Genomic DNA, 14168 nt, shown 5'->3' on the forward strand with positions numbered 1-14168 from the left:
AGCCTCGCGCAATAAAAAAACCCCATGATCACTCATGGGGTTTTTCATTTCCGGGTCCGACTTTACGCAGGTGCGGAAGTGCGGATCAGGTGATCAAACGCGCTCAGGGAAGCCTTGGCGCCCTCGCCTACCGCAATCACGATTTGCTTGTACGGTACGGTGGTGACGTCACCGGCGGCGAATACACCTGGCAGCGAAGTTTCACCACGCGCATCGACAATGATCTCGCCACGTGGGGTCAGCTCCACTGTGCCTTTGAGCCAGTCAGTGTTGGGCAACAAGCCGATCTGGACAAAGATGCCTTCCAGGTCGAGGGTCTTGAACTCGCCACTGTCGCGGTCCTTGTACGCCAGGCCAGTGACTTTCTGACCATCACCTTTTACTTCACTGGTCAGCGCACTGGTGATTACGTCGACGTTCGGCAGGCTGTAGAGCTTGCGCTGCAACACGGCATCGGCGCGCAACTTGCTGTCGAATTCAAGCAAGGTCACGTGGCTGACGATACCCGCCAGGTCGATAGCCGCTTCAACGCCAGAGTTACCACCGCCGATCACGGCCACGCGCTTGCCTTTGAACAGCGGACCATCGCAGTGCGGGCAGAAGCACACGCCCTTGGCTTTGTATTCCTGCTCGCCCGGCACACCCATTTCGCGCCAGCGGGCGCCAGTGGCCAGGATCACGGTCTTGGACTTGAGGGTCGCACCACTTTCGAAGCGAATCTCGTGCAAGTCACCGGCGTTTTTTGCAGGGATCAAGCTGCTGGCACGCTGCAGGTTCATGATGTCCACGTCGTACTGACGCACGTGGGCTTCCAGCGCGCTGGCCAGCTTAGGCCCTTCGGTCTCCTGCACCGAGATGAAGTTCTCGATGGACATGGTGTCCAGCACTTGCCCGCCGAAGCGTTCAGCCGCCACACCCGTGCGGATGCCCTTACGTGCGGCGTAGATAGCGGCCGCCGAACCGGCTGGCCCACCGCCGACTACCAGAACATCAAAGGCGTCTTTGGCGCTGATTTTTTCTGCTGCTTTTTCGATGCCGCTGGTGTCGAGCTTGGCGAGGATTTCTTCCAGGCCCATGCGGCCCTGACCAAAGTTCACGCCATTGAGGTACACACTCGGTACCGCCATGATCTGGCGCTCATCGACTTCAGCCTGGAACAGCGCACCGTCGATGGCGACGTGGCGGATGTTCGGGTTGAGCACGGCCATCAGGTTCAGTGCCTGGACCACGTCGGGGCAGTTCTGGCAGGACAGCGAGAAGTATGTCTCGAAGCTGAACTCGCCTTTGAGGGCGCGAATCTGTTCAATCACTTCGACACTCGCCTTCGACGGGTGGCCACCGACTTGCAGCAGGGCCAGCACCAGCGAAGTGAATTCATGGCCCATGGGGATGCCGGCGAAACGCAGGCTGATATCGGCACCCGGGCGATTGATGGAGAACGACGGCTTGCGCGCATCATCGCCATCGGTTTTCAGAGTAATCAGCGTGGTGAGGCTGGTTACGTCTTGCAAAAGGGCAAGCATTTCCTGGGATTTCGCACCGTCGTCGAGGGAGGCGACGATCTCGATCGGCTGGGTGACCCGTTCCAGGTATGACTTCAACTGAGCTTTAAGATTGGCGTCCAACATACGGGCGATTTCCTATTAATTCGGTTTATTGCAGACAAAAAAACGCCCGAGCGAATCTCGCCCGGGCGTTTTGAGGGCGGTTGCGGCTTACTTAAGTGCGGAGTTCCGCCCTTGGTGCTTCACAGACTTAGATCTTGCCGACCAGGTCCAGGGACGGAGCCAACGTCGCTTCGCCTTCTTTCCACTTGGCTGGGCATACTTCGCCTGGGTGGGCAGCTACGTATTGAGCAGCTTTGATTTTGCGCAGCAGCTCGGAAGCGTCACGGCCAACACCACCGTCGTTCAGTTCAACGATCTTGATCTTGCCTTCTGGGTCGATCACGAAGGTGCCGCGGTCTGCCAGGCCAGCTTCTTCGATCAGTACGTCGAAGTTGCGGGAGATGGTCAGGGTTGGGTCGCCGATCATGGTGTACTGGATTTTGCCGATGGCTGGCGAAGTGTTGTGCCAGGCAGCGTGGGCAAAGTGGGTGTCGGTGGAAACGCTGTAGATTTCGACGCCCAGTTTCTGGAATTCGGCGTAGTTGTCAGCCAGGTCTTCCAGCTCGGTTGGGCAAACGAAGGTGAAGTCGGCTGGGTAGAAGAACACTACGGACCATTTGCCTTTCAGGTCAGCGTCCGACACGTCTACGAAGTTGCCGTTTTTGTAAGCAGTTGCTTTGAACGGTTTTACTTGGCTGTTGATGATAGGCATCGTTGACTCTCCGTCAGGGGTTAAGAAGTTGATGGGGTGAATCCTACCCACTCTCTTGGCCGTTGGCTCATTGGCAAACCTGATGCTGACGATTGGTTTTGCCTATCAGGTGACCGTATTAATAGAAGAAATCTCAAATCAACGGTTGAGTCGCCAAGGTCATGCCAAGAAAGGGCGTCGCTTCAACATAGCGCATGGCGGATTTCATGTCGTTCCAACCGACATAACTCATCAGCGACTTCAAGTCCCAGCCACTGCGATGAGCCCAGGTGGCGAAGCCTCGGCGCAGGGAGTGGCTGGTGTATTGATCAGCCGGGATACCCGCGCGCTCTAGCGCCTGGCGCAGCAGCGGGATCACGCTGTTGGGGTGCAAGCCCTCCTCGCCCAGGTTGCCCCAGCGATCAATCCCACGAAACACCGGGCCACGCACCAACGCCGAAGCACTGAGCCAGTCGCTGTAGGCCTGTACCGGGCACAGACGCAGCAATGCCGGGGTCTGGTAGGTTTTGCCGAGGTTGTCTCGATCACTTTTGCTGCGTGGCAGGTACAGGCTGATGCCAGCACCGGGCACGGCCTGCACGTGTTCGATGTGCAGGCGGCATAACTCGTCGCTGCGAAACCCTCTCCAGAAGCCCAGCAGGATCAGCGCGGTGTCGCGCTTGGCGCGCAGCAAGCGAGGCGTGTCCTGGTCGCTGCTCGCCTGCCGCGCTTCTGCCTCCAACGATGCAACCACCTGCTCAAGGTGCTTGAGTTGCAGCGGCTCGGCCTGTTTCTCCTGCGCCGGGTGCACCGCGCGAATGCCCTTGAGCACCTTGCGCACCACCGGCGCCTTGGTCGGGTCGGGAAACCCCTGGCTGCTGTGCCATTGCGCCAGTGCCGAAAGCCGCAACTTCAAGGTGTTCACCGCCAGCACGCCGGCATGCGCCACCAGGTAGCGCGCGACGCTGTCGCTGGTCGCCGGCAGGAAACCGCCCCAACTCACCTCGAAGTGCTCAATGGACGCCCGGTAACTACGGCGCGTGTTATCGCGCGTGGCGGCGTTGAGGTATCGATCCAGTTCGCTCATGAAAGGCCTATTCGTACTGCTGCAAGGTGAATCCGCGTTTAAAACCGCTATGACACGGGATAATACGCCAATATCCCATCTGTCAAATCATGAATTTAAACGTGTTTTTATTTATGTTACAGTATGTATATACATACTCTGTACCACAGTACGAAATCGACGGAGACTCCATGGCTCGCGGCGGCATAAACAAAGCAGTAGTTCAAACGGCACGCTTGGCGATCCTTGCCCGCGGCGAAAACCCCAGCATCGACGCAGTGCGCATCGAGATGGGAAACACCGGCTCGAAAACCACGATTCATCGTTACTTGAAGGAATTGGACGATAGCGAAAGCCGGCTGACGATCACCGAGGCGCCAATCGACGACGAGCTTGGCGAACTGGTTGCACGGCTGGCCTTGCGCTTGAAAGAGAAGGCTCAGGAACCTATCGACCTGGCCTTGGCGCAGTTCGAACAGCACAAAGCCGCCCTGCTCGCCCAGGTAGAGACGCTGGAGGCGGCTCACGCCGAGCTCAAGCAGCAATTTGATATCCAGGCCTCTGCATTGGCAGAAGAAAGCGCCGCCCTGCAGACCGCCAATACCAGTCTGCAGACCGAGCAAACCCGCAACGCCGGGCTCAGCCAGGCGTGCAGCGATTACGAGTTGAGGATTACCGACAAAGACGAACAGATTCGATCACTGGAAGAAAAGCACCTGCACGCGCGCGAGGCGTTGGAGCATTACCGCAATGCAATCAAGGAGCAGCGCGAGCAGGAACAGCGACGCCATGAAGGCCAACTGCAACAAGTGCAGGCGGAACTGCGTCAGGCCCAGCAAAGCGCCATGGTGCGCCAGGATGAAATCACGCAGTTGCATCGCGACAATGAGCGGTTATTGATCGAACACCGTGTAACCCTGAAGGAACTGAGCGCGCTGCAAGCGCAAACCCGCAAAGACCAGGCCCTGCAGCAAAAACTTAGCGAACAGGTAAACCTGATTGAAAGCGAACGCACCCTGCTTCAGGAACGCCTGCGGGTGGCGGTACTGGAGAGCCAATCGCGCCAGGAAGCGCTGACCGAACACCAGCTTGCCAACAAAAATCTGGAACTGGACCTTATCAAGGCCCAGGCTAGTATCGAAGCATTGCGCCTGGCGGCCGTCGTTGCAACGGCGCCAGAGGCAACACCGCAAGCCTGATCAGTCAGCCACAGGCGTGCGCATGGTGACGAACTCTTCCGCCGCCGTAGGGTGCACGCCGATGGTCTCATCGAAATGCTGCTTGGTCGCGCCCGCCTTGAGCGCGATCGCCAGGCCTTGCACGATCTCGCCGGCATCCGGGCCGACCATGTGGCAACCCAATACCTTGTCGGTGTCGGCGTCGACCACCAGCTTCATCAAGGTTTTTTCCTGGCAATCGGTCAACGTCAGCTTCATGGGTCGGAAGCGGCTTTCGAAAATCTGCACCTTGTGGCCGTTCTTCTTCGCTTCTTCTTCAGTCAGGCCGACAGTGCCAATGTTTGGGAGGCTGAACACCGCTGTCGGGATCATCGAGTAATCCACCGGGCGGTATTGCTCGGGCTTGAACAGACGACGTGCCACCGCCATGCCTTCAGCCAGAGCCACCGGCGTCAATTGCACGCGACCGATCACATCGCCGATCGCCAGGATTGACGACTCAGCGGTCTGGTACAGGTCATCCACCTCAACGAAGCCGCGCTCGTCCAGCTTGACGCCGGTATTTTCAAGGCCCAGGTTGTCCAGCATCGGGCGGCGGCCAGTGGCGTAGAACACGCAATCGGCCTCCAACACGCGGCCGTCTTTGAGGGTGGCCTTGAGGCTGCCATCGGCTTGCTTGTCGATACGCTCGATGTCAGCGTTGAACTGCAGGTCGAGGCCGCGCTTGGTCAGCTCTTCCTTCAGATGGGTACGCACTGAACCGTCGAAACCGCGCAGGAACAGATCGCCGCGATACAGCAGCTTAGTCTGCGCGCCCAAACCATGGAAAATGCCCGCGAACTCAACGGCAATGTAACCACCGCCCACCACCAGTACACGCTTGGGGAGCGCCTTAAGGAAGAATGCTTCATTGGAACCAATGGCGTGTTCGCGCCCTGGAATCTCTGGAATCTGTGGCCACCCACCTGTCGCGATCAGGATGTGCTTGGCGGTGAAACGTTCGCCATTGATCTCTACCTGGTGCGGATCCACCAGACGCGCATGCCCTTCATGCAGGGTCACACCGCTGTTGACCAGCAGGTTGCGATAGATGCCATTGAGGCGGTTGATTTCGCGATCCTTGTTGGCGATCAGGGTCGCCCAATCAAAGTCAGCCTCCCCCAGTGACCAGCCGAAACCGCTCGCTTGCTCGAAGTCTTCGGCGAAATGCGCACCGTACACCAACAGTTTTTTCGGCACGCAACCGACGTTAACGCACGTGCCGCCCAGGTAGCGGCTTTCCGCCACGGCCACCTTGGCGCCATAGCCAGCGGCAAAACGCGCCGCGCGAACACCGCCAGAACCGGCGCCAATCACATACAGGTCAAAATCGTAGGCCATTTCACTCTCCTCGGCAGGTCATCAGCATACCGATTTAGATGGGGCTGAAAAACGAAAAAGCCACCCGAGGGTGGCTTTCTCTTAAAACACTCAGCAAGCGTGAATCAGTAAGCCTTGCCAGTCTTGTAGAAGTGCTCGTAGCAGAAGTTGGTCGCCTCGATGTAGCCTTCAGCGCCACCGCAGTCAAAACGCTGACCTTTGAACTTGTAGGCAATCACGCAGCCGTCTTTGGCTTGCTTCAACAGGGCGTCGGTGATCTGGATCTCGCCACCCTTGCCCGGCTCGGTTTCTTCGATCAGCTTGAAGATGTCCGGCGTCAGGATGTAACGGCCGATGATCGCGAGGTTCGACGGCGCGTCTTCCGGCGCTGGCTTCTCAACCATGTCGCGTACGCGGATCAGGCCATCACCAATGTCGTCACCGGCGATCACGCCGTACTTGTTGGTTTCGGCCGGATTGACTTCCATCACCGCAACGATGGTGCAGCGGTATTTCTGGTACAGCTTGACCATTTGGGTCAGTACGCCGTCGCCTTCCAGGTTGACGCACAGGTCGTCCGCCAGTACCACGGCGAACGGTTCGTCACCGATCAGCGGGCGGCCGGTGAGGATCGCGTGGCCGAGGCCTTTCATCTGGGTTTGACGGGTGTAGGAGAACGAGCACTCGTCGAGCAATTTGCGGATACCGACCAGGTATTTTTCCTTGTCGGTGCCCTTGATCTGGTTTTCCAACTCGTAGCTGATGTCGAAGTGGTCTTCGAGTGCGCGCTTACCACGGCCGGTGACGATGGAGATTTCGTTCAGACCGGCATCCAATGCCTCTTCGACGCCGTACTGAATCAGTGGCTTGTTCACCACCGGCAGCATCTCTTTGGGCATGGCTTTGGTCGCTGGCAAGAAGCGAGTGCCGTAACCGGCTGCTGGGAACAAGCATTTCTTGATCATATGAGTCCTTACAAAGGGCTGTGCGTACGGAATTCGGCGCAGTCTAATGAGGCCGCAGTCACCTTACAATGGGGTCCTGCTGGCGTTGCGATGTCATCATAGAGAAAAAATGTCGGCGTAAGTTCCGCTGATCCTGCCAAGAGCTTGCCCAGCGGTTCGGCAAAACCTGCCATCCCCCAATGATTAAAAGGGTGTAACTGTTTTAGCACGCTTTGCCGCGCGTCACACTGACCTGCAACAACTTGCGCTTTCCCCCGGCATTTGGCGCTATCATGAGCCGCTTGAACCAGACCACGAGATTGTTAATAGATGTCAGAACCAAAAGGCGTAAACGGCTACCTGATCACACAGCGAGCAGACGGCTGGCACTTGATCAACTTTCACGGTGACAGCGTTGCCGGGGTATTCCCGACTGAAAGCCAGGCTATTGCGGTAGCCGAAGTGTTTGTGGACGAAGCCGGCCACGCATCGAGCAAAAGACCCAAAGGCAAGTAAGCCACGGCGACTTGCGCAAAAAGCCCCGTTTGACGGGGCTTTTTTGTGTTTGTCTGTACCTAGGTGGCAGTTCGCTATAATCTGCTGCGAACGCCCCACGACAGTGTCAGCGCTCCCTCCAACACCCTCGACGACGACTCAACTCATGAACAAGATTCTGGCACTGACTGCGGCCCTGGCGCTGATGACCGGCTGCACCACGACCTCCGACACCTTTCTGAAAAATGGCGAACAAGGCCTGACCATCGACTGCTCGGGCGAAGCCAACTCGTGGGCCAGCTGCTACGAGAAAGCCGACGCCTCCTGCGCGGGCACCGGCTACCGTATCGTCGGCACCGAAGGCACGCCCTCGCTCAAGGAAGACGACAAGACCCTGGGCAAAGATGTAGGCAACTTCAAGAGCCGAAGCGTAGTGGTCGTGTGCAAATAGCCAACGGCTACAGGTGAATTTCGGCGAACTTGATGCCCAGCCCGCGCAGAAGCTCGATGAGGTCATCCAGGCGCGCGAATGACTCGACTTCGTCCTGCTCGTCCACCAGAAAAAAACTGCGTCCGCCGCTTTTCTTGAAAAACACGATCCACTCGCCAAGATCGGCAGGGTTCTGAATGACATGGGTGGCCGAAATCTGACCCTCGGCCTGGCGGGCTTTGACGTGTTCACGCTTCATGACGGTTTTCCAGAAAAAGACAAATGCCGCGCATCCATGAGGTTGCGCGGCATTTTTTGCATTGAATGCCCAACAGTTTAACGGATGCCTTGCCCGATCAACACGCTCATCACGGCTGCATTTTTAGAGTTATAGGTTTAGATCACGAGCGCATAAGCTTACAAACGGTCGGGGAATGGACCTTTTGCGAAAACACCCAAAATGACTGCAAAAAAAACCTGACGCTGCAGTGCAGCGTCAGGCTTTTTATCGGATTCAAGCGCCCAATGAGGCTGGGGCTCAGCCGGAGATGCAATCCTCTGCGGCTTTTTTCACATCACCAGGTCGAATGGGCACGTTCGACATGCTTTCGTAAAGTTTGATACTGCTGCCGCTGGAGCGCTCTTCAATCTCGAAGATCGCCGACGGGTCAGCCGAGAATTTCTGCGGCACAATCACCTGTACACCGTCCTTGTGAGGCTCGATCTGCGGCGGTCTGCGGGTGGCGGCGAGCTTGCGCACGACACACGCGGCGTATTCCGGCGGTTTTTTACCTGAAATGACCACCAATGTTGGCGGGGTCTGCTTGATATCTGCAACCGAAGCACACCCACCTAAGGCCAAGGCCAGAACCAACACACTCCACTTCATACTTAAACCTCCGATAAAGATCCTACGACAGCGTAGAGAGTAAATTTCTCCCGCCAATGTAGGATTTATCTCTAAAAACTCGGGAAATAACTGTTTTAAATTGTCGAAGTCGTCGACGACGACCCGATAATAAACGCGCTGGGGCTGATAAACTCTATCTTAACCTACGTATCATTCTGATTTTTCAGAAAAAGCCCTTCTGGAGACACCCCATGAAATTCATCCACCAGCGCGAGCACCTCAACGAGGGCGACATCGTTGTCATTGAATGCTCACAGACGTGCAACATTCGCCTGATGAGCGACGCCAATTTTCGCAGCTTCAAGAACGGCGGCCGCCACACCTATCACGGCGGCGCATTCGACAAGTTCCCGGCAAAAATCACCGCCCCCAGCACCGGTTTCTGGAACATCACCCTGGATGTAGTGACACGCCGCGCCATCAGCGTTACGCGCAAGCCCGCGTTGTCGCACAAAATTCGCATCGTTCGCCGCACCAGTACCAAACTGAGCTGACCCGAACACTCGACAGGAAAACACTGTGACTACCACAACCAAATACGTCATCAAGTACAAACTCAACGGCGAACGTCGCTTTGAGTTCGCGCAATTGCACACCAACAGTGTCGAAGAAGCCCAGCAGGCGCTGGCGAAAATCCACGATGCCAGTGACGAAATCACCGACATCACTGTGAGCAAGGCGCTGTAAGCCATGTCCGGCCCCACGGCGGATCTGTTCGCCGACGATGCGCTGCAACAACCGGCCGGGCGCGAGCAGATCGGCGAAGAGTCTTACGTGCTGAGGGGCTACGCCCTGCCCTGGATTGATCGCCTGCTACCTGAGTTGCGGCGCGTACTGGCTCAATCCCCGTTTCGGCAGATGGTCACACCCGGCGGATTTACCATGTCGGCCGCCCTGAGCAGTTGCGGCGCACTGGGCTGGACCACCGACAGCTCTGGCTATCGATACAGCCCGGTTGATCCGCGCAGCCGGCAACCCTGGCCGGCAATGCCGGACGCTTTGCGCGAGCTTGCCAGGCTGGCGGCCGCAGAAGCCGGCTTCAATGACTTTTCCCCGGATGCCTGCCTGATCAACCGTTATGTGCCCGGGGCCAAAATGTCGCTGCACCAGGACAAAAACGAACGCTGCTATAGCGCCCCGGTGGTGTCCGTTTCCCTCGGGCTGCCGGCTGTTTTCCTGTTCGGTGGGCATGAGCGTGGCAACCGCACGCAGAAAATCTCGTTGTTTCACGGCGATGTCGTGGTCTGGGGCGGCGTCGATCGCTTGCGTTTTCATGGGGTGATGCCGATCAAGGAAGGTGTGCATCCGGTGATGGGACCACAACGTATCAACCTGACTTTCCGCACGGCCGGTTGATTTGACCGCAAGCTTCGGAGTGTCGAGCGCAACTCGCGCGGTTAATCTGCCCGTGACCCGTCAAGAGTGCAGGCCATGAACAACCAACAAGACCCTCGCTGGGCCGCCATCGTTGCCCGCGACGCCAAGGCCGACGCGCTGTTTGTCTACGGCGTAAAGACCACCGGCGTTTATTGCCGCCCCAGCAGCGCCTCGCGCTTGCCACGGCCGGAGAACGTCGAATTTTTTGACTCCCCCGCCCAGGCCGAAGCGGCGGGTTATAGGCCGAGTAAACGCGCCGCGGGCGACCAGACCCAATTGGCCGCGCACCACGCGCAAATAGTCGCCGATGCTTGCCGGCATTTAGAGCAGGCCGAAACACCGCCCAGCCTGGACGTACTTGCGCGCCTGGCCGGCTTGAGTTCGTTCCATTTCCATCGTGTCTTCAAAGCCATCACCGGCTTGACGCCCAAGGGCTACGCCAGCGCCCTTCGCTCACGCAAAGTACGCGTTGGCCTCAAGGGCGAGCATTCCGTGACGGACGCGGTGTACGACGCAGGCTTTAACTCAAACAGCCGTTTTTATGAATCCGCCGATCAGTTACTCGGCATGAAACCCAGCGATTACAAGGCCGGCGGCACGAACAGCGAGATCCATTTTGCCGTGGGCCAGTGCTCACTGGGGGCCATTCTGGTGGCGCAGAGCCAACGGGGCGTGTGTGCGATTTTGCTGGGAGACGATCCGGACACGCTGGTGCGCGACCTGCAGGATCAATTTCCCAAGGCCGATTTGGTCGGCGCGGATCGGCATTTCGAGCAATTGATCGCCCAGATCGTGGGCTTTGTCGAAGCACCGGCGCTGGGCCTGAATTTGCCCCTGGACTTGCGCGGGACCGCCTTTCAGGAGCGTGTGTGGCAGGCACTGCGCGACATTCCGGTGGGCAGCACGGCCAGCTACGCGCAGATCGCCCAGCGTATCGGCGCGCCCACGTCCTTTCGCGCGGTGGCCCAGGCCTGTGGCGCCAATCACCTGGCAGTGGCGATCCCCTGCCATCGCGTCGTACGCAGCAATGGCGAACTCTCCGGGTACCGTTGGGGGGTTGAGCGCAAGCGGCAGCTGCTGGAGCGGGAAAGTCAGTAAAGACTCAGCGCACAAATCAGCGCCACACCGGTCCGACGTTGTGCGCTGGAGGCTAGACCTTCATCCGCATTACGCGTGCGCAGGTTGAGGCCGGCCACCCGAAAATGCCTGCACCGCCCTCTCCTTTTATAGCGCCAGTGCGTTTACAAGGCCTTGCGTTTACGAAACTGCGCGACCTTATGCCGGTTGCCACACAACGCCATGCTGCACCAACGGCGCTTGTGCGCTTTGGTCCGGTCATAAAACCACAGGACACATTCCGGATGCTCGCAGCGGCGAATCAAGCTGAAATCGCCGGCCACCAATAACTGAGCCGCTGCTTCGGCAATCGGCGACAAAAACTGCTCCGCTGTCTGTTGCTTGCGCTGGCGCTCCAGTTGAGGCTGCCCGCACGCAGGCCAGACCAACTGCGGATAGCTGACCGCTTTGCGTAAAAAACCGTTGAGCACCGCAGGGTCGCCCGTCTCACCGTTCTTGCGCGCAGCCACCAGTTCACGGACTACCTCGCGCAGTTGGCGTGCAGCTCCCAGCAATGCGCCTTCTTCAAATGTGGGAATGCTCGCTTGCGCTACCCACTCCAGGCGCACCAGCCAATGCGCAACGTCGGCGTCGGTGTGCCAGAAATCCACCGGCTGGCCGTCGATATTCGCCAGGGTATTGAGCATGTCCAGCACCGGCTCATCGGCCAGTACATAGGGTTGTGATGGTGGCGCATGGGGCGTAAGGGTGGCCATGATTTGTCCTCTCGAGCACCGCGCAATCGTAACCGCTATTTTTGCCCCTGGATAGTTACAGCATGAAAAAAGATAACCGTAATAATTGGTTTGACAGGTTACATTTTTGGGCGCAGCTTCTAAATCAGTAACCCGTATTACCAGTCAATCCAGTTACAGAGGTGTCCTCATCATGTCTATCGCAACCCCCGTCGTTCGCTACCAGCACGTTGATGTCGATGGTGTGCGCATGTTCTACCGTGAAGCCGGCGATCCTTCGGCTCCGGTCATGTTGCTGCTGCACGGGTTCCCCAGCTCGTCGCACATGTACCGCGACCTCATTCCGCTGCTCGCCACGCGCTTTCGGGTCATCGCCCCCGATTTGCCCGGTTTCGGCTTCACCGAGGTGCCCCTCGAGCGCGATTACCTGTACAGCTTCGATAACCTGGCGATCAGCGTCGGGCATTTCGTCGATGCGCTGAAACTGAGCCGCTACGCCCTGTACGTATTCGATTACGGTGCACCCGTGGGCCTGCGACTGGCGGTGGCGCATCCGGAACGGGTCAGCGCGCTGGTCTCGCAAAACGGCAACGCGTATCTGGAAGGGCTGGGCGATGCCTGGGCGCCGATTCGCGCCTACTGGGCGGACGCGAGCGCAGCCAATCGCGAGGTGATCCGCAACGCGGTCATCAGCCTGGAAGGCACGCGCTACCAGTACTTGCATGGGGTGAGTCAGCCGGAGTTGGTCGCACCGGAGTCCTACATGCTGGACGTGCTGTTGATGCAACGCCCGGGTAACGACGAAATCCAGCTGGACCTGTTTCTCGACTACCGCAATAACCTCACGCTGTACCCGGCGTTCCAGGCATTTTTCAAAGCCAGCCAGGTGCCGATGCTGGTGATCTGGGGCCAGAACGATCCGTTTTTCATCCCGCCTGGCGCCCATGCCTACAAGGGCGACAACGCCAACGCGGTGGTTGAACTGCTGGACACCGGCCACTTTGCCCTGGAAACCCATGCGGCCCATATTGCCGAGCGCATTCACGCGGTGCTGGGGCATGCCATCGACTGATGGCGCTGCACGAAACCCTGCCCTCGTCCAGTGAATAATACGGACTGGCCGGGTGCCAATGGCCCTGTTAAAACAGCGCAAAGTCCTACTCACGCTGGAGACGCATCCCATGAGCACCTGGCCAGACTCGCGCATCATCGACCTGCTGGGCATTCAATTGCCCATCATCCAGGCCCCCATGGCCGGCGCTACGACCGCCGCCATGGTGATTGCCGCCAATGAAGCGGGTGCGCTGGGCTCGATGCCCGCCGCAGCGCTGACCATCGAGCAACTGCGCGAAGCCTTGAGCACGATCCGCCAGGCTGGTACGCGCCCCATCAACGTGAATTTCTTCTGCCATCGACCGCCCGACGCCGACGAGGCCGGCGACCGTCGCTGGAAGGACTTGTTGCAACCCTACTACCGCGAACTGGGCGCCGATTTCGATGCGCCAACACCCGTTTCCAACCGCGCGCCCTTTAACGAGGCCGCCTGCCAGGTGGTCGAGGCGTTTCGCCCCGAGGTGGTGAGCTTTCACTTTGGCCTGCCGGAAAAAACCTTGCTCGACCGGGTAAAAGCCACCGGCGCCAAGGTGCTGTCATCCGCCACCACCGTGGAAGAAGCGGTCTGGCTGGAACAGCATGGGTGCGATGCAATCATCGCGATGGGAATTGAGGCCGGCGGGCATCGCGGTTTGTTCCTCAGCGACGATCTCAATACCCAGATCGGCTTGATGGCGCTGGTACCGCAGATCGTCGACGCCGTCAGCGTGCCCGTGATTGCGGCCGGCGGTATTGCTGATGCGCGCGGCATTGTCGCGGCCCTTGCTCTGGGCGCATCAGCCGTACAAATCGGCACCGCCTACCTGTTTACACCCGAAGCCAGCGTCAGCGCCTCCCACTACTCTGCGTTGCGTCAAGCACAGGCCAGCGAAACCGCACTGACCAACCTGTTCACCGGCCGCCCGGCGCGCGGCATCGTCAACCGCGTGATGCGTGAACTGGGTGCGATCAATCCGGCGGCGCCTGCCTTCCCCACGTCCGGTGGTGCCCTGATGCCGCTCAAGGCCAAGGACGAGGCGGGTTTCAGCAACCTGTGGTCGGGCCAGGCTCTGCGCTTGTGCAAAGATGCATCTACTTACGACCTGACTCGCGAGCTGGCCGCGCAGGCGCTGGCAAAGCTCAAGCACAACTGATGCCGCGGGCAACTTTGCGCTGTACCGGCGATGGCTAACCGCTATATATTCCTC

Annotated in this window: 17 protein-coding genes; 9 read left to right on the forward strand and 8 right to left on the reverse strand. The window is 58.6% G+C overall.

Translation table 11 applies throughout. From position 1 onward, the window contains the following. Nucleotides 1-62: 62 nt before the first annotated feature. The 3 genes from ahpF to C4J83_RS15550 form a co-directional block, all read right to left on the reverse strand. A complete protein-coding gene (ahpF, locus tag C4J83_RS15540; RefSeq protein ID WP_119740306.1) occupies nucleotides 63-1628 on the reverse strand; it encodes an alkyl hydroperoxide reductase subunit F in 1566 nt (521 codons plus the stop codon). Nucleotides 1629-1755: 127 nt separating this feature from the next. Beyond that, complete coding sequence (ahpC, locus tag C4J83_RS15545; protein WP_053255965.1) at nucleotides 1756-2319, reverse strand: alkyl hydroperoxide reductase subunit C; 564 nt, start codon at nucleotides 2317-2319, stop codon at nucleotides 1756-1758. Nucleotides 2320-2452: 133 nt separating this feature from the next. Beyond that, nucleotides 2453-3385 carry a site-specific integrase gene (locus C4J83_RS15550; RefSeq protein ID WP_124417521.1) on the reverse strand — a complete coding sequence of 311 codons (933 nt, stop codon included), beginning with the start codon at nucleotides 3383-3385 and terminating at the stop codon, nucleotides 2453-2455. Nucleotides 3386-3555: 170 nt separating this feature from the next. On the opposite strand from C4J83_RS15550, the gene C4J83_RS15555 reads away from it, so the two are divergent. Continuing rightward, nucleotides 3556-4563 carry a DNA-binding protein gene (locus C4J83_RS15555; RefSeq protein WP_124417522.1) on the forward strand — a complete coding sequence of 336 codons (1008 nt, stop codon included), beginning with the start codon at nucleotides 3556-3558 and terminating at the stop codon, nucleotides 4561-4563. On the opposite strand, the gene gorA is transcribed toward C4J83_RS15555, so the two are convergent. Both gorA and galU read right to left on the reverse strand, forming a co-directional pair. Then, entirely contained in the window at nucleotides 4564-5922 is a 1359-nt protein-coding gene (gene gorA / locus C4J83_RS15560) for a glutathione-disulfide reductase (RefSeq protein WP_124417523.1), read from the reverse strand. 104 nt (nucleotides 5923-6026) lie between these two features. Next, entirely contained in the window at nucleotides 6027-6866 is an 840-nt protein-coding gene (galU, locus tag C4J83_RS15565) for a UTP--glucose-1-phosphate uridylyltransferase GalU (protein ID WP_003230743.1), read from the reverse strand. 309 nt (nucleotides 6867-7175) lie between these two features. On the opposite strand from galU, the gene C4J83_RS15570 reads away from it, so the two are divergent. Together C4J83_RS15570 and C4J83_RS15575 are read left to right on the forward strand one after the other, a co-directional pair. Further along, entirely contained in the window at nucleotides 7176-7361 is a 186-nt protein-coding gene (locus C4J83_RS15570) for a hypothetical protein (protein WP_028616218.1), read from the forward strand. Between the two features lie 145 nt (nucleotides 7362-7506). Further along, entirely contained in the window at nucleotides 7507-7791 is a 285-nt protein-coding gene (locus C4J83_RS15575; RefSeq protein WP_106579156.1) for a hypothetical protein, read from the forward strand. 7 nt (nucleotides 7792-7798) lie between these two features. On the opposite strand, the gene C4J83_RS15580 is transcribed toward C4J83_RS15575, so the two are convergent. Then, nucleotides 7799-8029, reverse strand: a complete 231-nt coding sequence (locus C4J83_RS15580) for a hypothetical protein (RefSeq protein ID WP_106579155.1) — start codon at nucleotides 8027-8029, stop codon at nucleotides 7799-7801. 279 nt (nucleotides 8030-8308) lie between these two features. Next, on the reverse strand, nucleotides 8309-8659 hold the full coding sequence (locus C4J83_RS15585; protein ID WP_106579154.1) for a hypothetical protein: 351 nt from the start codon (nucleotides 8657-8659) through the stop codon (nucleotides 8309-8311). A 212-nt stretch (nucleotides 8660-8871) separates the two neighbouring features. On the opposite strand from C4J83_RS15585, the gene C4J83_RS15590 reads away from it, so the two are divergent. From C4J83_RS15590 to ada, 4 genes are all read left to right on the forward strand, one after another. After that, the gene (locus C4J83_RS15590; RefSeq protein WP_003173824.1) at nucleotides 8872-9174 is read left to right on the forward strand and encodes a DUF1883 domain-containing protein; all 303 of its coding nucleotides are present in this window, start codon (nucleotides 8872-8874) and stop codon (nucleotides 9172-9174) included. 25 nt (nucleotides 9175-9199) lie between these two features. Next, a complete protein-coding gene (locus tag C4J83_RS30515) occupies nucleotides 9200-9367 on the forward strand; it encodes a hypothetical protein (protein ID WP_164487941.1) in 168 nt (55 codons plus the stop codon). A 3-nt stretch (nucleotides 9368-9370) separates the two neighbouring features. After that, nucleotides 9371-10036, forward strand: a complete 666-nt coding sequence (gene alkB / locus C4J83_RS15595; RefSeq protein ID WP_124417524.1) for a DNA oxidative demethylase AlkB — start codon at nucleotides 9371-9373, stop codon at nucleotides 10034-10036. Nucleotides 10037-10111: 75 nt separating this feature from the next. Further along, nucleotides 10112-11155, forward strand: coding sequence for a bifunctional DNA-binding transcriptional regulator/O6-methylguanine-DNA methyltransferase Ada (gene ada, locus C4J83_RS15600; RefSeq protein WP_124417525.1), 1044 nt, complete (start codon nucleotides 10112-10114; stop codon nucleotides 11153-11155). A 143-nt stretch (nucleotides 11156-11298) separates the two neighbouring features. Here the strand turns inward: ada and C4J83_RS15605 are convergent, their stop codons facing one another. Continuing rightward, nucleotides 11299-11889: a CGNR zinc finger domain-containing protein gene (locus tag C4J83_RS15605; RefSeq protein ID WP_124417526.1), complete on the reverse strand. Its 591-nt coding sequence runs from the start codon at nucleotides 11887-11889 to the stop codon at nucleotides 11299-11301. A 172-nt stretch (nucleotides 11890-12061) separates the two neighbouring features. On the opposite strand from C4J83_RS15605, the gene C4J83_RS15610 reads away from it, so the two are divergent. Both C4J83_RS15610 and C4J83_RS15615 read left to right on the forward strand, forming a co-directional pair. Continuing rightward, entirely contained in the window at nucleotides 12062-12940 is an 879-nt protein-coding gene (locus C4J83_RS15610) for an alpha/beta fold hydrolase (protein WP_124417527.1), read from the forward strand. Nucleotides 12941-13049: 109 nt separating this feature from the next. Continuing rightward, the gene (locus tag C4J83_RS15615) at nucleotides 13050-14114 is read left to right on the forward strand and encodes an NAD(P)H-dependent flavin oxidoreductase (protein ID WP_124417528.1); all 1065 of its coding nucleotides are present in this window, start codon (nucleotides 13050-13052) and stop codon (nucleotides 14112-14114) included. The last annotated feature ends 54 nt before the right edge of the window (nucleotides 14115-14168 follow it).

It is taken from the genome of Pseudomonas sp. LBUM920 (genome assembly GCF_003852315.1).
GTDB lineage: Bacteria > Pseudomonadota > Gammaproteobacteria > Pseudomonadales > Pseudomonadaceae > Aquipseudomonas.

Excerpts from the sequence above, each read along its gene's own strand:
- C4J83_RS15555 (WP_124417522.1), top strand. The coding sequence starts at position 3,556 with ATGGCTCGCGGCGGCATAAACAAAGCAGTAGTTCAAACGGCACGCTTG.
- ahpF (WP_119740306.1), bottom strand. The coding sequence starts at position 1,628 with ATGTTGGACGCCAATCTTAAAGCTCAGTTGAAGTCATACCTGGAACGG.
- C4J83_RS15610 (WP_124417527.1), top strand. The coding sequence starts at position 12,062 with ATGTCTATCGCAACCCCCGTCGTTCGCTACCAGCACGTTGATGTCGAT.
- alkB (WP_124417524.1), top strand. The coding sequence starts at position 9,371 with ATGTCCGGCCCCACGGCGGATCTGTTCGCCGACGATGCGCTGCAACAA.
- C4J83_RS15590 (WP_003173824.1), top strand. The coding sequence starts at position 8,872 with ATGAAATTCATCCACCAGCGCGAGCACCTCAACGAGGGCGACATCGTT.
- gorA (WP_124417523.1), bottom strand. The coding sequence starts at position 5,922 with ATGGCCTACGATTTTGACCTGTATGTGATTGGCGCCGGTTCTGGCGGT.
- galU (WP_003230743.1), bottom strand. The coding sequence starts at position 6,866 with ATGATCAAGAAATGCTTGTTCCCAGCAGCCGGTTACGGCACTCGCTTC.
- C4J83_RS15615 (WP_124417528.1), top strand. The coding sequence starts at position 13,050 with ATGAGCACCTGGCCAGACTCGCGCATCATCGACCTGCTGGGCATTCAA.
- ada (WP_124417525.1), top strand. The coding sequence starts at position 10,112 with ATGAACAACCAACAAGACCCTCGCTGGGCCGCCATCGTTGCCCGCGAC.
- C4J83_RS15575 (WP_106579156.1), top strand. The coding sequence starts at position 7,507 with ATGAACAAGATTCTGGCACTGACTGCGGCCCTGGCGCTGATGACCGGC.
- C4J83_RS15605 (WP_124417526.1), bottom strand. The coding sequence starts at position 11,889 with ATGGCCACCCTTACGCCCCATGCGCCACCATCACAACCCTATGTACTG.
- C4J83_RS15585 (WP_106579154.1), bottom strand. The coding sequence starts at position 8,659 with ATGAAGTGGAGTGTGTTGGTTCTGGCCTTGGCCTTAGGTGGGTGTGCT.
- ahpC (WP_053255965.1), bottom strand. The coding sequence starts at position 2,319 with ATGCCTATCATCAACAGCCAAGTAAAACCGTTCAAAGCAACTGCTTAC.
- C4J83_RS15580 (WP_106579155.1), bottom strand. The coding sequence starts at position 8,029 with ATGAAGCGTGAACACGTCAAAGCCCGCCAGGCCGAGGGTCAGATTTCG.
- C4J83_RS15550 (WP_124417521.1), bottom strand. The coding sequence starts at position 3,385 with ATGAGCGAACTGGATCGATACCTCAACGCCGCCACGCGCGATAACACG.
- C4J83_RS15570 (WP_028616218.1), top strand. The coding sequence starts at position 7,176 with ATGTCAGAACCAAAAGGCGTAAACGGCTACCTGATCACACAGCGAGCA.